This window comes from Streptomyces sp. NPDC006372 (assembly GCF_040612515.1).
Classification (GTDB): domain Bacteria; phylum Actinomycetota; class Actinomycetes; order Streptomycetales; family Streptomycetaceae; genus Streptomyces.
On the sequence record NZ_JBEXQJ010000053.1, the window covers coordinates 1 to 19,484 of the forward strand.

The window sequence follows — 19,484 nt, forward strand, 5'->3', positions numbered from 1 at the left end:
TCCGTCCTCGGAACGGCGCGATGGGGTCACCTACCGACTGACTGGCGTTGACGCGCCAACCGCTGCGGGCGGACACCCCCCGACACGTCCCCTTCTCGCCATTGGCGGCTGCGGGCGCGTCGTGGCCGCCCCAGCTGCGGGCAGTCGTGCCGCTGGGGCGGCACGGGTGGGCGCAGCGGCACCTCGCCGCGCCGAGTTGCGCAACGCCCCGGCGTCAGCAGCGGCGCCGGGGCGGTTGAAAGTGACAGTTGTTGATCAGTCCTGGTCGTCGTCTTGATCGGCCGTGACCTTGCCGGTGTTCAGGTCGACCTTCCAGTCCTGCTCGACCCCACCGGACTTGCGGGTCTCGGCCTCCCAGGACTTGTCCTTGCCGTCCTCGTCGAGGCCGACGGACGTCACGACCCCCTTGCCGGCAGCAGCCTTCGCGGCCTGCTCGGCCGTCACGGAAGCCCCCTTCAGCGCCGCCCGCACCTGCGCCGTGTCGTCCTCGTCGTCGGTGTGCGAACCGAGGACCTTGCCGCTGGACGGGTCGATGCTCACGCTGTGCCAGGTGCTGTCGCCGGCCAGGACGTCGACCTTCCAGATCACCTTGTCGCTGTCGTCCTCGTCGTCCAGCTCCGCGGAGACCACCGTGCCCGGGGTGTGCTTCAGCGCGGAGGCGATGGCCTCGGGCGCCGTGACGTCCGCGGAAGACGCCTTCGCGGTGTCGTCGTCCCGGTCGTCCGCGCCGTCCTGGTCGTCCCGGCCGTCGTCGTCCGACAGCCGTGTGTTCGCCGCCTGCCGCGCCGACCCCTCGTCGTCTCCCGTGGTCGCGATAGCCGTGGCCGTACCGCCTCCGATCAGGGCGGCAGCGGTCACAGCGGCGATCACGATGTTGCGCTTCATGCGGATTCCTCCCGAGTCGTTTCGTTTTCGACGTCTTCGACTCTGGCTGACGGAGGCTGAGAGGAAGCTGAAGGCCCCTGAAGGGATCTTCAGGTTGGCTTTGCCACTCTTTACGCATGCGCCTGTTGATCGTGGAGGACGAGAAGCGGCTGGCCCTGTCGCTCGCCAGGGGCCTGACGGCCGAGGGGTACGCCGTGGACGTCGTCCACGACGGCAGGGAGGGGCTGCACCAGGCCTCTGAGGGCACATACGACCTGGTGATCCTCGACATCATGCTGCCGGGCCTCAACGGCTACCGGGTCTGCGCCGCCCTGCGCGCCGCCGGGCACGAGGTGCCGATCCTGATGCTGACCGCCAAGGACGGCGAGTACGACGAGGCCGAGGGGCTGGACACCGGTGCGGACGACTATCTGACCAAGCCGTTCTCGTACGTCGTGCTCGTGGCCCGGGTCAAGGCCCTGCTCCGGCGGCGCGGGGTGGGAGCCGGGGCCTCGCCGGTGCATGTGCACGGGGACCTGAAAGTGGACACGGCGGCTCGGCGGGTGTTCCTGGGGGACGACGAGATCGCCCTCACCGCGAAGGAGTTCTCGGTGCTGGAGCAGCTCGTGCTGCGGGCCGGGGAGGTGGTGTCCAAGCCGGAGATCCTCGAGCACGTGTGGGACTTCGCGTACGAGGGTGATCCGAACATCGTCGAGGTGTACGTCAGCACCCTGCGGCGCAAGCTGCGGGCCGGGCTGATCCGGACCGTGCGAGGGGCCGGGTACCGGTTGGAGACGTCGCCGTGAGGCGGCTGTTCGGATCCGTCCGGGCGCGGGCCACGCTCGGTGCCACGCTCGTGGTCGCGGTGGCGCTCGTCGCGGCCGGCGCCGCCGTCCTGCTGTCCCTGCGGTCCAATCTGATCGGCGAGGCCGGTACGCAGGCGGAGCGGTCCGCCCGGGCGGTCGCCTCCGAACTCGCCGCCGGGACGCCGTACGACAAGCTGTCGGGCCTGGACGGCGACGACGGGCCGGTGCAGGTCCTCGATGAGAACAAGCGGCTGGTCGCGGCCAGCGAGGACCTGGAGAAAATCAGCGGCACCGACTCCGATCGGGTGAAGCCGCAGCCGCCGGTCGCGCCCCGCGAGGACGATGACGACGAGGCCGACGACCACGAAGAGGCCCTCGAACCCGGGGAGATCGCCGGGAAGAGCGTCTTCAGCAACGGGTCGGTGACGATCGACGGGGACACGGAGGACTACCGGTTCGCCGCCGTGGAGGTGGAGACCCAGGACCGGGGGCGCCTCAAGGTCTACGCCGGTTCTCCGCTGGCCGCCGAGCACGGGGCCGTGCGCACCGCGCTCACGGTGATGCTGATCGGGTTCCCGCTGCTGCTCGGCGTCGTTGCCGGAGTGACCTGGCTGGTCACCCGCCGGGCGCTCAGGCCGGTGGAGGACATCCGGTGCGAGATGGCGGCGATCACCCACTCCGAGGACCTCTCCCGGCGCGTCCCGGAGCCGGACACGCACGACGAGGTCGCCCGGCTCGCCAGCACCACCAACGAGACGCTCGCGGCCCTGGAGACCTCAGTGGAGCGGCAGCGGCGGTTCGTCGCCGACGCCTCCCATGAGCTGCGGAGCCCGATCGCCTCGCTGCGGACGCAGTTGGAGGTGGCTGCCGCGCATCCCGAGCTGCTGGACCTCGACGGGGCCGTGGAGGACACCGTGCGGCTCCAGCGGCTCGCCGCCGACCTGTTGCTGCTCGCCCGGCTGGACGCGGGGGAGCGGCCCGGCGAGGCACGGGTCGACCTGGCCGGGCTGGCCCGGGAGGAGGCCGAGGGAAGGACGGGCGTGACGGTGGACGCGGAGCCGGTGGAGGTGGCCGGATCGCGGGGGCAGTTGGGTCGGGTGCTCGCCAATCTGCTCGACAACGCCCAGCGGCATGCCCGGTCGGCCGTCACCGTGTGTGTGCGGCCGGAGGGTGGTACGGCCGTGATCGGGGTGGCGGACGACGGGGAGGGTGTGCCCGAGGCCGACCGGGAGCGGATCTTCGAACGGTTCGTCCGCCTGGACGCCGCCCGCAGCCGCGACGACGGCGGGGCCGGGTTGGGGCTCGCCATCGCCCGGGACGTCGCCGTACGGCATGGCGGCACCCTCACGGCCGGACAGGGGCCCGCAGGCGGAGCCCTGTTCGAGCTCCGCCTGCCTCTCGCCTGACCGTGGCGGCGGGTGACTACGGGCGTCCGCGCTGGTCGCGCAGGTGCTCCGCGATGGGCTTGAGGGCCTTGTCGAGTTCCGTCAGGGCCTCGGGGGACAGCAGGTCGATGAAGTGCCTCCGCACGGACGCCACATGGTGGGGCGCGACCTGCTGCATCGTCGCCATGCCGTGGTCGGTGAGGACCGCGTAGAGCCCCCGGCGGTCGGACTCGCAGTTCTCCCGCCGGACCAGGTTCGCGTTCTCCATGCGCGTGATCTGGTGCGAGAGGCGGCTCTTGGACTGGAGGGTGGCGGAGGCGAGGTCGCTCATCCGCATCCGCTGGTCCTCCGACTCGGAGAGGTTCACCAGGATCTCGTAGTCGTTCATTGTCAGGCCGAACGGCTGCAGGTCCTTTTCGAGCTGGTACGTCAACAGCCTGTTGACCTCCAGGTGGGTGCGCCAGGCGCACTGCTCCGCATCGGTCAGCCAGCGCGTGGCCGTCTCGGTCTCCATGAATGAAGTCTACCTAAAAGGTTGAAAGGCGAACTAGTGAGGGTTTTCGTGTGACGGCGTGCGCCTGCCGAACATCGGTGCGAAGGCGTTCGATGTCACACTCCGCAGACTACCGCTCACAGCCCGAAGCGACGCTGGAGGTCCCCCAGCTGTCCGGGAAGACGCGGTACGCCGGACTGCCCTGGCTGGGGCCCCGACGGCCCGCCGCCGGGCACGCCGGCGTGGGGCGGAACGGCCCCCGTGGCCTGCTCGGCCATCAGGGTCTCGGACGACTGGAGCAGCACGGTGCCGGCGCCGACGAACTCGAACTGGTGCTCCTCGCCGGAGGCGCCTCCCAGGCCCGTCAGTGCACGTAGACCGCCCATTACGCCGGTCATGTACCCGTGGTCGTAGTGGTGGCAGGGGGAGGGGCAGTCGGCCCACCCGACCAGGGCCTGGGGGTCCACCCGGATGGGGGGTTCCATGAACACCACCGGGCCGTTCGACGCGGCCACGAACTTTCCGGTTCCGATGAGGGTCAGAAAACCCGGCACGATTGACTGCTTCAGCGACAGACTTGGCTGAAAAGCGAGCAGGTTGCCGGAGCGAATGGTCAGATTGCCGTCCTCGAGGTCGTACGAATTGACGTCGAAAGCCCGGTCGGCGAGGAGCATCTTGCCCGAGCCCTCCGCCACGACCCAGTCGCTCGCGTGCAGAGGCGAATGAAAGGACGTACGGACAAGACGGTCGAGCCGGCCGTGTCCGACGCCGTTGAAGTCGATCGAGCCGTAGTAGGCGATCATCTTCCCCTTCTGGAGGAACCACTGGCTCCCCTTCAGCTCCACACAGAAGGTGTACGCGTTGACGTTGTCGTCGGGCGGCAGCGTCGCGGGGTCGAAGACCGCGGGGCCGGCGCCCGGCGTTCCGTACGTGCTCACAGCTTCTCCTCCGACGCCTGGACGTACACCGCACCGCTGCCGCTGAGCTCCAGCTGGAACGCCTCGCCCGACCCGCGGCCCACCATGTCCCGCCAGCCCAGGGCCGTGGACAGCTTGTTGCGGACGTCGCCGTGGTGGGCGACGTAGGCCTGGGGGTCCACGTGCACCGGCCGCTGCGGAGTGATCGGGATCTCTATGACGCCGCCGTGGGCCATGACCGCCACGGCCCCGTGGCCCTTCAGCGTCGTCGTGAACAGTCCCTGGCCGCTGACCTGGCCGCGGACCATGCCCATGACGCCGCCCTGCGAGCCCAGGAACATCGTGCCCTGCTGGAGGGTGCCCTCGAAGGCCAGGAGGCGGTCCGCCTCGACGTACAGCGTGTCGCCGGCGAGGTGGATCACCTGGACGTGGTGCCCGCCGTGTCCGAACAGGACGGTGCCGCTGCCCTCGACGGACATCAGGGGGGTGTCCTCGTTCGCCACCCGGCGGCCGATCATCGACATGATCCCGCCCTGGCCGCCCGCCATGTTGGGCGTGAAGGACACCTCGCCCTTGTATGCGAGCATCGCGCCGCGCTGACTGAACAGCCGCTGACCGGGCGCCACCGTCGCCTCGACCATCTTTCCGTTGATCTCCCGGAAGGCCATGTCACACGTCTCCCGCGATCGTGTTCCGCTCGCTCGGCTGCACGTACACCAGCCCGTCCCCCTCGAACCGCATCTGGAAGGCCTCGCCGCCGCCCTCCCCGAGCAGCGTGCGGAACGTCACACCGGACTGGAAGGACTGCCGCAGATTGCCCTGGTGCGCCACGTACGCCCCGGGGTCGACGGTCAGCGGGTACTGCGCGCTCACCCGCAGCACCACCGCCGGGCCGTCCGACATGATCGCCGCCTGGCCGTGGCCCTCGACGGTCGTCGTGAACAGCCCGTTGCCCTGCGAGGCGCCGCGCAGGCCCGTGAACTCCGTGCCCGTGCGCAGCCCGCCGTCGGTCGCGAGCAGGTTGCTCGACTCGACGTAGAGCTTGTCGCCCTGGACGCCGACCAGGTTGATCTCGGAGGCCCGGTCCGCGAACCAGCAGGTCCCCCGCCCCTTCACCTCCATCAAGGTCATCTGCTCGCCGGTCAGCCGACGGGTCACCATGCCTCGGATGCCCTCACCGCCGCCGCTGAGCTTCTTGAAGGCCATCTCGCCGTCGTACGCGACCATCGAGCCGTTCTTCGCCTTCACGGCGTCTCCGGTCATGTCGACGGCGAGCACCTTGCTGCTCTGAAGTCGGAACATCGCCACGAAAGGGAAAGGTAGCCGCAGGCCGGGCTCCGCGGACAGGGCCCGCGGGTGGAGAACGACCCTGATCGGACCCTTACGGGGGCGGAGCGCAGCCCCCCGGCCGGAGGGCCCGCGGCGGTTTGCCACAATGGGCGGGACGCTTGTGCGTGCGTTCACAAACCGTCAGACCGTACAGACCGTTCGTCCAGACCGCCGCGTCTCTCCCACCGAAGGTGACCCGTGGACCTCAAGACCGCCACCGCCATCCGCCGCCTCCGCCTGGTCTCGGCCCCCGAGGCGATCTCCTTCCTCCTCCTGCTGGTCTGCTCGGTGCTGAAGCGGACCACGGACTTCAACGCCGTGCCGGTGATGGGCATGGTGCACGGTGTGCTGTTCGTCCTGTACGTGATCTTCTGGGCCGACGCGTGGAACCGGGCCAAGTGGTCCCTGAAGACCGCCGCGCTGTACTTCGTCCTCTCGGTGCTGCCCGCCGGCGGCTTCTTCGCCGAGCGGAAGCTGCGGCGTGAGACCGAGGACGCCGTGATCGCGTCCCGCGCCCGCCAGGAAGGCGTGGTGAACGCGTGATCGTCGCCTTCTCCGTGACGCCGCTGGGCGTCGGCGAGGACGTGGGGGAGTACGTCGCCGACGCGGTGCGCGTGGTGCGCGAGTCCGGGCTGCCGAACCGCACCGACGCGATGTTCACCTCGATCGAGGGGGAGTGGGACGAGGTCATGGACGTCGTCCGGCGCGCTGTCGCCGCGGTCGAGGCGCGGGCGCCGCGCGTCTCCCTGGTCCTCAAGGCGGACATCCGCCCCGGAGTGACCGACGGCCTCACCTCCAAGGTGGAGACCGTGGAGCGGCACCTCGCCGAGTGACCTCGCCGCGTCATCCATACGGAGCAAAGCCCCGGCTCATGACGAGCCGGGGCTTCTTCCTTTCGCGGCGGCCGGGCACCGCACCCGACGCAAACGCGCCCTGCGCACCGGGCAGTTCCCTCTGATGACCCGCGCGGCTCGCGGAGTCCGACACGCCGACCCACGATGAGGGCTCAGGGCCGACCGTCATCCGACTGCCGGATGCGGCGGCCGCCGTCTGCCCCGAAGGAAGGGTCTGCCGGATGGACACTTCGACGTATACATCCCAGTCGGCGTTCGACGGCTCCAGGCTGCGCGTGATCCTGCTGGTCGACCTCCACGAAGGCGCCCAGCAACGGTTCCTCGACGCCTACGAGCACATGCGCAGCCGGGTCGCGTCGGTTCCCGGTCACCTCGGCGACCAGCTGTGCCAGTCCGTGGAGAACCCGTCCCAGTGGCTCATCACGAGCGAATGGGAGACGGCCCCGCCGTATCTCGCCTGGGTGAACAGCGAGGAGCACATCGAGACCGTCAGGCCCATGCAGGACTGCGTCCGTGACATCCGGTCGACGCGCTACACCGTCGTCCGTGAGACGGGGCGGGCCGTCCCGCTCGCCGACCGGGCCGGCGAGGAACTGCGGGGAGCCGTGCGGGTGGGCGACGGAGTGACGCGCCACGCCCTGACGTTCACGGTCAAACCCGGCTCCGAGTCGAAGGTCGCGGAGATCCTCGCCGGGTACGCGCCGCCCCGGTCCCGAGTCGACGACTCCACCCGGCTGCGCCGTACGACCCTGTTCATGCACGGCAACCGCGTCGTGCGCACCGTCGAGGTGGAGGGCGACCTGCAGACGGCGCTGCGCCACGTCTCCCGGCAACCCGAGGTGCGGGCCGTCGAGGAAGCCCTCAACCCACACCTGGAACTCGACAGGGACCTGACCGACCCCGCGTCCGCACGTGCCTTCTTCATCCGCGCGGCCATGCCGGCCGTGCACCATGTGGCGCGCGGCGGAGCGGAGCCGGACGGCCTGCGGCGCCACGCGCTGTTCTACCCGGCCCGCGAGGGCTGCGGGATGGCCCTGGCACGGCTGCTCGCCCAGCAGGACGAGGCCGCCGCGGACGACCCCGCGAGTCCCGTGCACCGCAGCACCGTCTTCCACCGGGACGACCTGGTCGTCCGCCTCATCGACACGCGGGACCCCGAGAGCGACCCGGTCAGGGCGCTCGGTATCCACGGCGCACGCAAGGCCGCCGTGCTGACCCGGCTGCTCGACGGCGCCGCACTCGGCGTGGCAGGACCGCTCTCGAACGAACGGGACGCCACCCGCCTCCTGGCCCACACCGAGATGACGCCGATCACCGACCGCAGGGCTGCCGACCAGCCCTGACGGCCCATGGACGACACCGTCCCTGAACACCCACCCCCACCGACCGACCTTGGAGACGGACCATGGACACAACGCGCCCGCGCATCGTGGACATCAGCGAGACCGAGCCCAACCGCAGGCGCGGCGGCGATCTGCGCACCCTGCTCACCCCCCTCACGGTGGGTTCCACGAGCGGTTTCATGGGCCTGGCCATCATGCAGCCCGGGGAGCGCATCAGCGAGCACTACCACCCGTACTCCGAAGAGTTCGTGTACGTCGTCCAGGGAGAGCTGGAAGTCGACCTGGACGACGACACGCGTGCTCTGCGTGCCGACCAGGGCCTCATGATCCCCATCGGCATGCGGCACCGCTTCCGCAACGTCGGTGACCTGGAGGCCCGGATGGTCTTCCACCTCGCCCCGCTGGCCCCGAAGCCGAGCCTCGGCCACGTCGACACCGAGACCCAGGAGGGGGAGGCCGCCGCCGGGCCGCACCCGGTCGTGCACGGGGACGGCGCGCAGCCCGAACGACGAGGGGTGCCCTCATGACCCGGCGGGTGGCGGTCACCGGCATCGGCGTCGTCGCCCCCGGCGGGATCGGCGTACCGGCCTTCTGGGACCTGCTCTCCAGCGGCCGCACCGCGACGCGCGGCATCACCCTGTTCGATCCCGAAGGGCTGCGCTCCCGGATAGCCGCCGAATGCGACTTCGACCCGCTCGCGCACGGACTCGATCCCGGCCAGGCCGAACGCGCCGACCGGTACATCCAGTTCGCCCTCGTCGCGGCGGCGGAGGCGGTGTCCGACAGCGGCGTCGACTTCGAGGCGGAGGACCCCTGGCGGGTGGCCGTCTCGCTCGGCAGCGCCGTGGGCGGCACGACCCGCCTGGAGCACGACTACGTACTGGTCAGCGAACGGGGCCAACGCTGGGACGTCGACCACCGGGCCGCCGAACCGCAGCTGCACCGGGCGTTCTCGCCCAGCACACTGGCCTCCGACGTCGCCGAACGCTTCGGCGCCCAGGGGCCGGTGCAGACCGTGTCGACCGGCTGCACCTCCGGACTCGACGCGGTGGGCTACGGCTTCCACACCATCGCGGAGGGCCGCGCCGACATATGCGTCGCCGGAGCGTCGGACTCCCCGATCTCCCCGATCACCATGGCCTGCTTCGACGCCATCCGGGCGACCTCGCCGAACAACGACGACCCGGAGCACGCCTCCCGCCCCTTCGACGCCCACCGCGACGGCTTCGTCATGGGCGAGGGCTCCGCGGTGCTCGTCCTGGAGGAACTCGAACACGCCCGGGCCCGCGGCGCGCACATCTACTGCGAGATCGGCGGCTACGCCACCTTCGGCAACGCGTACCACATGACCGGACTGACCAGCGAGGGACTGGAGATGGCCAGGGCCATCGACACCACGCTCGAACAGGCGAAGCTGGATCCCACCCGGATCGACTACGTCAACGCGCACGGCTCGGGCACCCGTCAGAACGACCGGCACGAGACCGCCGCCGTCAAACGGTCGCTGGGCGCCCACGCCTACGACACGCCCATGAGTTCGATCAAGTCCATGGTGGGCCACTCGCTCGGCGCGATCGGCGCGATCGAGGTCGTCGCCTGTGTGCTGGCCCTGGCCCACCAGGTGGTCCCGCCGACGGCGAACTACGAGACCCCGGACCCCGAGTGCGACCTGGACTACGTGCCCCGTACCGCACGCCCGCGCAAGCTCGACCACGTGCTCTCCGTGGGCAGTGGCTTCGGCGGGTTCCAGTCCGCGGTGCTCCTGACGGGGCCGGGCGGGAGGAAACGATGAGTGCTCGAGCGACCCGGCGCACGGTGATCACCGGGATCGGTGTGGTCGCGCCCAACGGAACCGACACCGAGACCTACTGGAAGTCCGTCAAGGAGGGGCTGTTCGTCCTCGACCGGATCACCCGGGAGGGCTGCGGGCACCTTCCGCTGCGCGTCGCCGGCGAGGTGCGGGGCTTCGATCCCTCGGCGCTCATCGAGGAGACCTTCCTCGTGCAGACCGACCGGTTCAGCCACTACGCGATGGCCGCCGCCAGTGCGGCCCTGAAGGATGCGGGACTGAGCGACGCCGCCGCCGACTCCCCGTACTCCGTGGGCGTGGTCACCGCCGCCGGATCCGGTGGCGGCGAGTTCGGCCAGCGGGAGCTGCAGCGGCTGTGGGGCCAGGGATCCCGTTTCGTCGGCCCCTACCAGTCCATCGCCTGGTTCTACGCCGCCAGCACGGGCCAGATGTCCATCCGCGGCGGCTTCAAGGGCCCCTGCGGCGTGGTCGCGAGCGACGAGGCCGGAGGACTGGACGCCGTCGCCCACGCCGCCCGGACCGTGGGACGGGGCACCGACGTGGTCGTGGTCGGGGCGGCCGAGGCGCCGCTCGCGCCGTACTCGATGGTCTGCCAGCTCGGATACCCGGAACTCAGCACGGCCGAGGACCCGGCGCGCGCCTATCGCCCCTTCACCTCCGCGGCCTGCGGCTTCGTGCCGGCCGAGGGCGGCGCCGTGCTGGTCGTCGAGGACGAGGACCGCGCGCGCCGCCGCGACGCGGCCGTCCGCGCCGTCGTGGCCGGGCACGCGGCCACCTTCACCGGTGCCTCGCGCTGGGACCGCTCACGCGAGGGACTCGCCCAGGCGATCCGCGGCGCCCTCGACGAGGCCGGCTGCGCCCCGGAGGAGATCGACGTGGTCTTCGCCGACGCGATGGGCGTCCCGGAGGCGGACCGCGCCGAGGCCCTCGCCCTCGCCGACGCCCTCGGCCCGCACGGCACCCGCGTGCCCGTCACCGCCCCCAAGACCGGCATCGGCCGGTCCTACTGCGGGGCGCCCGTACTGGACGTCGTGGCAGCGGTGATGGCCATGGAACACGGACAGGTCCCGCCCACGCCGAACGTCTTCGACGTCTGCCACGACATCGACCTGGTGACCTCGACGGCACGCCCGGCCGAGCTCCGCACGGCCCTGGTCCTCAGCCGCGGACTCATGGGCTCCAACGCGGCGCTGGTGCTGCGCCGGGGCCCGGAATCCGCCACACCGCACGACAAGGAGAACACGCATGAGCAGTGAAGTGACCCTGGAAGAACTGGCCGCACTCATGAAGAAGGCGGCCGGCGTCACCGTCGACCCGCAGGACCTCGCGGCCCGGGCGGACAGTCCGTTCGCCGAGTTCGGGCTGGACTCACTCGGCCTGCTCGGCATCGTGGGCGAGCTGGAGAACGGGCACGGCCGGGCGTTGCCCACCGACGCGGAACGGTGCAAGACCCCGCGCGACTTCCTCGACCTCGTCAACAGCACCCTCACGGCAGGAGCCTGACATGGCAGGACACACCGAGAACGAGATCACCATCGCCGCTCCCCTCGACCTCGTCTGGGACATGACCAACGACATCGAGAGATGGCCTCAGTTGTTCAGTGAGTACGCGGACGCCGAGGTGCTGTCCCGGGAGGGCGACACGGTGACCTTCCGCCTCACCATGCACCCCGACGAGAACGGCAAGGTGTGGAGCTGGGTGTCGGAGCGGACCACCGACCGCGAGAAGCTCACCGTCCGGGCACGCCGGGTCGAGACCGGCCCCTTCGAGTACATGAACATCCTGTGGGAGTACGAGGAGACCCCCCGGGGCGTCCGCATGCACTGGACGCAGGACTTCGCCATGAAGCCCGAGGCGCCCGTCGACGACGCCGGGATGACGGACATCATCAACCGCAACTCGCCGATCCAGCTGGCCCTCATCCGCGACCGCATCGAGCAGGCCGCCGACGAGCGGCCGACAGCACCCGCCACACCCGCCTGAACGCCGCCGCACAAGGAGAAGGACCTCATGCACCACGCCCTGATCGTCGCCCGGATGGCCCCGCATTCGGCCCCGGACATCGCCGAGGTCTTCGCGGAGTCCGACCGCGGCGACCTGCCCCACCTCGTCGGGGTGACCCAGCGCTCCCTCTTCCAGTTCGGCGATGTGTACATGCACTTCATCGAGGCCGAACAGGACCCGGGCCCCGCCATCGCGCGGGTCGCCGGACGCCCCGAGTTCCTCGACATCAGCAGAAGACTCGAAGCGTACGTCCGCCCCTACGACCCCGAGACCTGGCGTGGTCCGAAGGACGCGATGGCGCAGCGCTTCTACCACTGGGAGAGGGACCGTTCACCGGCCGGCCGGTGAACGACCCGGTGAACAACGAGCCATGAGAGAAGGGCCGCTGCCGGTGCAGCGGCCCTTCTCTCTCTCATGCTTTTCCGGCTACCGGGCGGAGCGGTCCAGCACCGGCAGCAGACGCAGGGCGTTGTCCCGGTTGATGCCCCGGAGCTGCTCCGGTGAGAGGGCCGGATCGCTGTCCAGAGCCGGTGCCGCGATGTCGGCGACGACCTGTGCGGGCGTGGGCGGCCAGTCCGTGCCGAAGAGGATCCGGCCGGGGTCCACCGTGGCCAGCAGGGTGGGTGTGGCGGAGGGGGACATGGGCCCCGCGGTGTCGAAGTAGAACCGGTGCAGGTAGTCCCGGACCCGGCCCGGCTCGATGCCGGGGGAGAGGTGCCCGCCGAAGAGTTCGAGCCTGGTGGCCATGTACGGCAGGAAGCCGCCTCCGTGCGGCAGCACGAAGGTGAGATCGGGGTAGCGGTCCAGGGTGCCGTTCCGGATGAGGTTGATGGCCGCCCGCGTGGTGTCCATGAGGAAGTCACACACGAAGGGCGGCATCCCCGGCAGTCCGGTACCGCCGTCCTTGCCGGCCGGCACCTCCATGGGGTGCGTGCTGATGACGGCGGACCGCTCGTTCAGCTCCTGAAGGAGGCTGTCGTGGGATGCGTCGCCCAGGTAGACGCCGTCCATGCTCGTTCTCGTGCTGACGCCCACGGCGCCGAGCTCGTCGAGCCCGTAGCGCAGGCTCCACCGGGAGAGCTCCAGGTCGTCGAGGAACACCGGAGCGAAGAAGGCGAAGCGCGCGGGACGTGCCTCGACGACGTCGGCCGCCGCCCGCAGGGCGATCCGCGCGCTCTCCTGACGCTCCGTACGCTCACGGAACCGTCCGAGCATCGCCACGGTCATGACGGACGTGCTGATGCCCGTCTTGTCCATGACTTCCAGGGCCGCGTCCATGTCCCAGCGCGTCCACCAGGGCAGCCGCTCGCGGTTGACGACGCCGCGTTGCTCGGCCCAGTCCAGCCAGGCCGGCGCGGTGAAATGGTGATGGACGTCCACTCGGCCCGCGACGGGGCCGTCTTGGAAGCCGTCTTCGAATGTCATCGGCATGTCCTCGGTGTCGGTCGTTCGATGGGGACGCGGCGTGCTCAGTCACGGCAGAGCACGGTGCGCAGTACGTTCGTCAGCACCTGGCCGGCATCGGGCAGCCGGCCGGTCGCGCGCCAGGCGACGAAACCGTCCGGGCGCACCAGGACGGCACCGTCCCGGGCCGCGCCGTGCAGCTCCGCCCAGTCGGCGCCCGGCTCGGGCGACAGGTCGTGATCGGGGCCGTCCCCCACGAGATACGCCTCGACCGGAACGCCCAGGGTCCCGGCGGCCTGTTCCGCCGCGCCGCGCCACTCCTGGCCCCCGGGCCCGGCGAGCAGGACGAAGGAACGCTCGTACAGGTCCAGGGTGGAGATCCGTTCGCCGCGCCGCGTGACCCACATGTGCGGTGCGCGGCTGCCGGGCTCTCCGCCGAGCCGGAAGTCGTCCGGGACGACCGGCCGGCCGGGGGAGGCGCCCACGACGGCTTCCGACGCGTACCGGTAGCAGAGCGCGACCGTCATGAGGTCCGCCGGGTCGTCGTTGCGTCCCGCCGCCGGAGCGAAGCCGGGGTGCTCCTCCTCCACCGCCTGCTGGGAGGCCCGGGCGCTCGTCGTGACGGCGACAGGCCGGCGTTCGGCCTCGTACGTGCCGAGCAGCGGCCGGCCGGCCCAGCCGCGCAGTACCGCGGCGAGCTTCCAGGCGAGGTTGTGGGCGTCCTGGATCCCGGTGTTGGAGCCGAACGCCCCGGTGGGAGGCATTTCGTGGGCCGAGTCCCCGGCCAGGAAGACCCGGCCCCGCGCATAGCTGTCCGCGACGCGTTTCGACGCGTGCCACGGCGCTTTTCCGGTGATCTCGACATCGAGGTCCGGAACTCCGGCAGCCGCGCGGATATGCGCCGCACAGCGCTCACTGGTGAAATCCTCCAGTGACTCGCCCCGGTTCGGGAACCAGGGAATGTGGACGACCCAGCGCTCCTCGTTGTCCACGGGCAGCAGAGCGCCTTCTCCCTGTGGATCGGTGATGTAGCAGACGATGAAGCGCTGCGGTCCGACGTATTCCTTGAGCGCCTTGCTCCGGAACGTCACGCTGATGTTGTGGAAAAGAGCACCGGGCCCCGACTGGCTGATTCCCAGATGTTCGCGAATGGGGCTTCTCGGGCCGTCGGCGGCCACCAGGAATTCGGCGTTCACGGTGTACGTCTCACCGGTTTCCCGGCTCATGACCCGGGCCCGGACCCCGTCCTCGTCCTGGGTGAAGGACAGCAGTTCCGTGCCGAAGCGGATGTCTCCGCCCTCGCGGGCGCGGCTCAGCAGGACCGGCTCCAGGTCGTTCTGGCTGCACAGGCACCAGTTCGACGAACTGACTCCGGAGATGTCCATGCCCGCGGAGATGTCCTGGATGATCCAGCGGCGCCGGCCCCCGGTGAGGGTGTCCACCTGGAGGACACCGTCGTTCCCTGCGAGCGCGAAAGCCGCCTCCCGCACCCGTTGCTCGAGTCCGGCGGTCCGGAAGAGCTCCATGGTGCGCACGTTGTTCCCACGGCCGCGTGGGTGCGTCGACGTCTCGGCGTGCCGCTCCACGAGCATGTGCTCGATCCCGAGACGCCCCAGGAACACGGATGTGGAAAGACCCACCAGGGATCCGCCCACGACGAGAACTGGTGTGGATTCCGCTGCGCGTCCGCTCACTGGCTTCCTCAGCATTCGGCGAGTGCCGGCCCGTGAAGAGGCGGACCGGCCCGTTCAAAATGTTTACCAAGCGGGCCAGGAGTGCGCGATCCGGGGCTTCCCGGCATACGCCGGCCGGGTCAACCGCCCGTTGTGCACGGCGCATTCGGCCTTACGACTCGTATGGCCCAGCAGCGTTTGCCGCGCGACGCCGGACGGGAAACGGTGTGACCGACCGACGGAACTTCTGCCACCGGGACCAGTCATGACGCAAGCGTTCGCATCCGAGGGAATGTCGTCCGACGAGGCCGCCGCCGCGGCATCGTCCTGCAGCCGGGAGTTCCGCGCGAACCCGCACCCCGTCTACGCCGCACTCCGGGAGGCGGCACCGGTGTGCCCGCTGTCGCCCCCGCACGGGGTCGACACGTACCTCATCACGCGGTACGACGACGCCCGCGCCGCCCTCGCGGACCCCCGGCTGAGCAAGGACATGTACGGCGCCATCGACGCCTACCACCGGATCTTCGGCGACTCGTCGATCGCGCTGGACGACAACATGCTCTTCTCGGACCCTCCGAAGCACACCCGGCTGCGCAGGATCGTCGGCGCCACCTTCACCCCCAAGCGCGTGGAGTCGCTGCGCGAGCAGGTCCAGAAGATCACCGACGGGCTGCTGGACCGCTGCCCGGCGTCCGAGCCGGTGAACCTCCTCACCGAGTTCTGCTTCCCGCTGCCGCTGCACGTGATCTGCGAGCTGCTGGGCGTCCCGGAGAACGAACGCAAGCAGGCCCAGGAGTGGTCCGCCACCGTCGCGCAGACCGGCTTCGGGCCGGAGGCGAGGAAGGCGCTGGAGATCGCCGAGGGAAACCTGCGCGACTACCTGGTGGACCTGATCGCGCGCAAGCGCCGGGAGCCGGACGGGGCACTGCTCAGTGCACTCGTCACGGCGCAGGACCAGGACGGCGCGCTCACCGACGGCGAACTCGTCTCCACCGCGTGGGTGCTGCTGTTCGCCGGGCACAAGTCGACCGCGTACCAGATCGGCAACGCCGTCTACCACCTGCTCAGCAGGCCGGAGCAGAAGCGTCTGGCCATGCGGAACCCCGAGGCGATGGCCGCGGCCGTCGAAGAGGTCTTCCGGTTCGAGACCTCCGTGGAGAACTCGACGTTCCGCTACGCGAAGGAGGACATCAAGATCCGCGGCATGCTCATCCCCAAGGGTGCGCTGGTGCAGATCTCGCTCACCTCGGCCAACCGGGACCCGGAGATGTTCCCCGAGCCGGACCGCATGGACGTCGAGCGCCCGAACGTCCAGGCGACGCACCTTGCGTTCGGCCTCGGACCGCACTACTGCGTCGGCGCCCCGCTGGCGCGGCTGGAGATGCAGATCGCCCTCGGCACGCTCTTCGGACGGCACCCCGACATGGCCCTGGCCGTGGCACCGGAGGACGCGCGCTGGCTGACCGTGCCGTTCCCGGCCTTCCGCGGACTGGCGGAGCTGCCCGTCGTCCTCGACCCGTCGTGACGGGGGAGAACGCGGCGCCGGCCCGGGTACGGGTGGTGCGGCTGCTGCGGGTCCGCGCGGGGCGCGAAGCGGAGTTCGTGGAGTCGTACCAGGGCGTGCTCGAACGCGCCGTGCGGTCACCCGGGCATCTGCGCGAACAGCTCTGCCGCTCCGTCGACGACCCCGCTCAGTGGCTGCTCACCAGTGAGTGGGAGAGCTTCGAGGCCATCAAGCGGTGGCGGACCGACCCCGACCACGCCACCCTGGTCGCGCCGATGAACGCCTGTCTGCACGACGACCGGTGGACGGGGGTCTTCGAGATCATGCCCGAGGGCCCCGGTGCCCGAAAGCCGAGACGGGGCTGACCACCATGTGACCGGCCGGTAAGGTCGGGTTCGTGCCGAAGCCGCTCAGTCTCTCCTTCGATCCGATCGCGCGTGCCGACGAACGCTGGAAGCAGCGCTGGGGAAACGTGCCGTCCATGGCCGCGATCACCTCGATCATGCGGGCCCAGCAGATCCTTCTCGCCGAGGTCGACGCGGTGGTCAAGCCGTACGGGCTGACGTTCGCGCGGTACGAGGCACTGGTGCTGCTCACCTTCTCCAAGTCCGGCGAGCTGCCGATGTCCAAGATCGGTGAGCGGCTCATGGTGCACCCCACGTCCGTGACGAACACCGTGGACCGGCTGGTGAGGTCGGGTCTCGTCGGCAAGCGGCCCAACCCCAACGACGGGCGCGGCACCCTGGCCAGCATCACCGACAAGGGCCGCGAGGTGGTCGAGTCGGCCACCCGCGACCTGATGGCGATGGACTTCGGACTGGGGGCGTACGACGCGGAGGAGTGCGCGGAGATCTTCGCCATGCTGCGGCCGCTGCGGGTCGCCGCGGGGGACTTCGAGGAGGGCTGACCCGGGGCAAGATCTCCCGGAACGGGTCGTTACGCTCGACGGCATGAAGAAGAGCGTGCTGACCCGCTACCGCGTGATGGCCTACGTCACCGGCGTGCTGCTGGTCCTGCTGACCATCGGCGTCATCGCCAAGTACCTGCTCGACATGGACGGCGCCGCGGACTTCACGCGCGTCGTCGGCATCGCGCACGGCTGGCTGTACGTCCTGTACCTGATCTTCGCCTTCGACCTGGGCTCCAAGGCGAAGTGGCCGGTGGGCAAGCAGCTGTGGGTGCTGCTCGCCGGGACCGTTCCGACGGCCGCGTTCTTCGTGGAGCGCCGGATCAGCCACGAGCTCGAGGCCAAGGTCGCGGAGGACTCGCCCGCGGCCGCCAAGGCGTAACCGCACCGCCGTACGGAGCAACGTACGGCGGTCTCCCATCGACATTTACTTGGACGTCCTAGTAAATTCGTCGGTATGGATGCTGACGCCATAGAGGAAGGCCGCCGCCGCTGGCAGGCCCGGTACGATGCCGCGCGCAAGCGCGACGCCGACTTCACCACGCTCTCCGGCGATCCGGTGGAGCCGGTCTACGGGCCACGGCCCGGTGACACCTACGACGGCTTCGAGCGGATCGGCTGGCCCGGGGAGTACCCCTTCACCCGCGGCCTGTACGCGACCGGCTACCGAGGGCGTACGTGGACCATCCGGCAGTTCGCCGGGTTCGGCAACGCCGAGCAGACCAACGAGCGCTACAAGATGATCCTCCGCAACGGCGGGGGCGGGCTCTCGGTCGCCTTCGACATGCCGACCCTGATGGGCCGCGACTCCGACGACCCGCGCTCGCTGGGCGAGGTCGGGCACTGCGGTGTCGCCATCGACTCGGCCGCCGACATGGAGGTCCTGTTCAAGGACATCCCGCTCGGCGACGTGACGACCTCGATGACCATCAGCGGCCCGGCCGTCCCCGTCTTCTGCATGTACCTGGTGGCGGCGGAGCGGCAGGGCGTCGACCCGTCCGTCCTGAACGGCACGCTCCAGACGGACATCTTCAAGGAGTACATCGCCCAGAAGGAGTGGCTCTTCCAGCCGGAGCCGCACCTGCGGCTCATCGGCGACCTGATGGAGCACTGCGCGGCCGGCATCCCCGCGTACAAGCCGCTCTCCGTCTCCGGCTACCACATCCGCGAGGCCGGGGCGACGGCCGCGCAGGAGCTGGCCTACACGCTCGCGGACGGCTTCGGATACGTCGAGCTGGGGCTGTCGCGCGGCCTCGACGTGGATGTGTTCGCCCCCGGCCTGTCCTTCTTCTTCGACGCGCACGTCGACTTCTTCGAGGAGATCGCGAAGTTCCGCGCCGCCCGCCGCATCTGGGCCCGCTGGATGCGGGACGTGTACGGGGCGACGTCGGAGAAGGCGCAGTGGCTGCGCTTCCACACCCAGACCGCCGGCGTCTCCCTCACCGCCCAGCAGCCGTACAACAACGTCGTACGGACGGCCGTGGAGGCCCTGGCCGCCGTGCTCGGCGGGACGAACTCGCTGCACACCAACGCCCTCGACGAGACCCTCGCGCTGCCGAGCGAGCAGGCGGCGGAGATCGCGCTGCGCACACAGCAGGTGCTCATGGAGGAGACCGGCGTCGGCAACGTCGCCGACCCGCTGGGCGGCTCCTGGTACATCGAGCAGCTGACCGACCGGATCGAGGCGGACGCGGAGAAGATCTTCGAGCAGATAAGGGAACGGGGGCTGCGGGCGCACCCCGACGGGCAGCACCCGATCGGGCCGATCACCTCCGGGATCCTCCGGGGGATCGAGGACGGCTGGTTCACCGGGGAGATCGCCGAGTCGGCGTTCCGCTACCAGCAGGCGCTGGAGAAGGGCGACAAGAAGGTCGTCGGCGTCAACTGCCACACCGGGTCGGTGACCGGGGACCTGGAGATCCTGCGGGTCAGTCACGAGGTGGAGCGGGAGCAGGTGCGGGTGCTGGCCGGGCGCAAGGCCGGGCGGGACGACGCTGCCGTGCGCACCGCGCTCGACGGGATGCTGGCTGCCGCGCGGAGTGGGGCCAACATGATCGGGCCGATGCTGGACGCGGTGCGGGCGGAGGCGACCCTTGGGGAGATCTGTGGGGTGCTGCGGGATGAGTGGGGGGTGTATACGGAGCCTGCCGGTTTCTGAGTGCTCGGTGTTGCGGCTGGGGTGGGTCCGCA

General features: G+C 70.3%; 23 protein-coding genes. 16 read left to right on the top strand and 7 right to left on the bottom strand.

Going from position 1 to position 19,484, the window contains the following annotated elements:
• Positions 1-255: 255 nt before the first annotated feature.
• Positions 256-885, bottom strand: a complete 630-nt coding sequence (locus tag ABZ016_RS40120; protein ID WP_356921712.1) for a PepSY domain-containing protein — start codon at positions 883-885, stop codon at positions 256-258.
• 116 nt (positions 886-1,001) lie between these two features.
• Here ABZ016_RS40120 and ABZ016_RS40125 point away from each other — a divergent pair, with 116 nt between their 5' ends.
• On the top strand, positions 1,002-1,670 hold the full coding sequence (locus ABZ016_RS40125) for a response regulator transcription factor (protein ID WP_356921713.1): 669 nt from the start codon (positions 1,002-1,004) through the stop codon (positions 1,668-1,670).
• Positions 1,667-3,076: a HAMP domain-containing sensor histidine kinase gene (locus ABZ016_RS40130; RefSeq protein WP_356921714.1), complete on the top strand. Its 1,410-nt coding sequence runs from the start codon at positions 1,667-1,669 to the stop codon at positions 3,074-3,076. Before ABZ016_RS40125 ends, ABZ016_RS40130 begins: the two co-directional genes overlap by 4 nt.
• 16 nt (positions 3,077-3,092) lie before the next feature.
• Here ABZ016_RS40130 and ABZ016_RS40135 read toward each other — a convergent pair whose 3' ends face one another.
• The 4 genes from ABZ016_RS40135 to ABZ016_RS40150 form a co-directional block, all read right to left on the bottom strand.
• Positions 3,093-3,569 carry a MarR family transcriptional regulator gene (locus ABZ016_RS40135; protein ID WP_003993020.1) on the bottom strand — a complete coding sequence of 159 codons (477 nt, stop codon included), beginning with the start codon at positions 3,567-3,569 and terminating at the stop codon, positions 3,093-3,095.
• A gap of 116 nt (positions 3,570-3,685) precedes the next feature.
• Entirely contained in the window at positions 3,686-4,486 is an 801-nt protein-coding gene (locus ABZ016_RS40140) for an AIM24 family protein (RefSeq protein WP_356921715.1), read from the bottom strand.
• Positions 4,483-5,133 carry an AIM24 family protein gene (locus ABZ016_RS40145; protein WP_356921716.1) on the bottom strand — a complete coding sequence of 217 codons (651 nt, stop codon included), beginning with the start codon at positions 5,131-5,133 and terminating at the stop codon, positions 4,483-4,485. Before ABZ016_RS40145 ends, ABZ016_RS40140 begins: the two co-directional genes overlap by 4 nt.
• Before the next feature lies 1 nt (position 5,134).
• Positions 5,135-5,767: an AIM24 family protein gene (locus ABZ016_RS40150; RefSeq protein WP_356921745.1), complete on the bottom strand. Its 633-nt coding sequence runs from the start codon at positions 5,765-5,767 to the stop codon at positions 5,135-5,137.
• A 225-nt stretch (positions 5,768-5,992) separates the two neighbouring features.
• On the opposite strand from ABZ016_RS40150, the gene ABZ016_RS40155 reads away from it, so the two are divergent.
• The 9 genes from ABZ016_RS40155 to ABZ016_RS40195 all read left to right on the top strand — a co-directional run bounded on the left by ABZ016_RS40155 (position 5,993) and on the right by ABZ016_RS40195 (position 12,154).
• Positions 5,993-6,337: a DUF3817 domain-containing protein gene (locus ABZ016_RS40155; RefSeq protein ID WP_356921717.1), complete on the top strand. Its 345-nt coding sequence runs from the start codon at positions 5,993-5,995 to the stop codon at positions 6,335-6,337.
• Positions 6,334-6,627, top strand: coding sequence for an MTH1187 family thiamine-binding protein (locus ABZ016_RS40160; protein WP_189739141.1), 294 nt, complete (start codon positions 6,334-6,336; stop codon positions 6,625-6,627). The genes ABZ016_RS40155 and ABZ016_RS40160 overlap by 4 nt, the downstream gene beginning before the upstream one ends.
• A 242-nt stretch (positions 6,628-6,869) precedes the next feature.
• The gene (locus ABZ016_RS40165; protein ID WP_356921718.1) at positions 6,870-7,991 is read left to right on the top strand and encodes a SchA/CurD-like domain-containing protein; all 1,122 of its coding nucleotides are present in this window, start codon (positions 6,870-6,872) and stop codon (positions 7,989-7,991) included.
• Positions 7,992-8,053: 62 nt separating this feature from the next.
• On the top strand, positions 8,054-8,518 hold the full coding sequence (locus ABZ016_RS40170) for a cupin domain-containing protein (protein WP_356921719.1): 465 nt from the start codon (positions 8,054-8,056) through the stop codon (positions 8,516-8,518).
• The gene (locus ABZ016_RS40175) at positions 8,515-9,783 is read left to right on the top strand and encodes a beta-ketoacyl-[acyl-carrier-protein] synthase family protein (RefSeq protein ID WP_356921720.1); all 1,269 of its coding nucleotides are present in this window, start codon (positions 8,515-8,517) and stop codon (positions 9,781-9,783) included. The genes ABZ016_RS40170 and ABZ016_RS40175 overlap by 4 nt, the downstream gene beginning before the upstream one ends.
• Entirely contained in the window at positions 9,780-11,057 is a 1,278-nt protein-coding gene (locus ABZ016_RS40180; protein WP_356921721.1) for a ketosynthase chain-length factor, read from the top strand. The genes ABZ016_RS40175 and ABZ016_RS40180 overlap by 4 nt, the downstream gene beginning before the upstream one ends.
• Positions 11,047-11,304 carry an acyl carrier protein gene (locus tag ABZ016_RS40185; RefSeq protein WP_356921722.1) on the top strand — a complete coding sequence of 86 codons (258 nt, stop codon included), beginning with the start codon at positions 11,047-11,049 and terminating at the stop codon, positions 11,302-11,304. Before ABZ016_RS40180 ends, ABZ016_RS40185 begins: the two co-directional genes overlap by 11 nt.
• Position 11,305: 1 nt before the next feature.
• Positions 11,306-11,785: an SRPBCC family protein gene (locus tag ABZ016_RS40190; RefSeq protein ID WP_356921723.1), complete on the top strand. Its 480-nt coding sequence runs from the start codon at positions 11,306-11,308 to the stop codon at positions 11,783-11,785.
• A 27-nt stretch (positions 11,786-11,812) separates the two neighbouring features.
• Positions 11,813-12,154, top strand: a complete 342-nt coding sequence (locus ABZ016_RS40195) for a TcmI family type II polyketide cyclase (protein ID WP_345660162.1) — start codon at positions 11,813-11,815, stop codon at positions 12,152-12,154.
• A gap of 78 nt (positions 12,155-12,232) precedes the next feature.
• Here ABZ016_RS40195 and ABZ016_RS40200 read toward each other — a convergent pair whose 3' ends face one another.
• Complete coding sequence (locus tag ABZ016_RS40200; RefSeq protein WP_356921724.1) at positions 12,233-13,231, bottom strand: amidohydrolase family protein; 999 nt, start codon at positions 13,229-13,231, stop codon at positions 12,233-12,235.
• Positions 13,232-13,275: 44 nt separating this feature from the next.
• Positions 13,276-14,919, bottom strand: coding sequence for an FAD-dependent monooxygenase (locus tag ABZ016_RS40205; protein ID WP_356921725.1), 1,644 nt, complete (start codon positions 14,917-14,919; stop codon positions 13,276-13,278).
• Between the two features lie 229 nt (positions 14,920-15,148).
• On the opposite strand from ABZ016_RS40205, the gene ABZ016_RS40210 reads away from it, so the two are divergent.
• The 5 genes from ABZ016_RS40210 (at position 15,149) to ABZ016_RS40230 (ending at position 19,452) form a co-directional block, all read left to right on the top strand.
• Positions 15,149-16,408 carry a cytochrome P450 gene (locus ABZ016_RS40210; RefSeq protein ID WP_356921726.1) on the top strand — a complete coding sequence of 420 codons (1,260 nt, stop codon included), beginning with the start codon at positions 15,149-15,151 and terminating at the stop codon, positions 16,406-16,408.
• A complete protein-coding gene (locus ABZ016_RS40215; RefSeq protein WP_356921727.1) occupies positions 16,405-16,752 on the top strand; it encodes an antibiotic biosynthesis monooxygenase family protein in 348 nt (115 codons plus the stop codon). The genes ABZ016_RS40210 and ABZ016_RS40215 overlap by 4 nt, the downstream gene beginning before the upstream one ends.
• 32 nt (positions 16,753-16,784) lie before the next feature.
• Positions 16,785-17,294, top strand: coding sequence for a MarR family transcriptional regulator (locus ABZ016_RS40220; RefSeq protein WP_356921728.1), 510 nt, complete (start codon positions 16,785-16,787; stop codon positions 17,292-17,294).
• A 43-nt stretch (positions 17,295-17,337) separates the two neighbouring features.
• Positions 17,338-17,676: a DUF3817 domain-containing protein gene (locus ABZ016_RS40225; RefSeq protein WP_003993039.1), complete on the top strand. Its 339-nt coding sequence runs from the start codon at positions 17,338-17,340 to the stop codon at positions 17,674-17,676.
• 75 nt (positions 17,677-17,751) lie between these two features.
• Positions 17,752-19,452, top strand: coding sequence for a methylmalonyl-CoA mutase family protein (locus tag ABZ016_RS40230; RefSeq protein WP_356921729.1), 1,701 nt, complete (start codon positions 17,752-17,754; stop codon positions 19,450-19,452).
• The last annotated feature ends 32 nt before the right edge of the window (positions 19,453-19,484 follow it).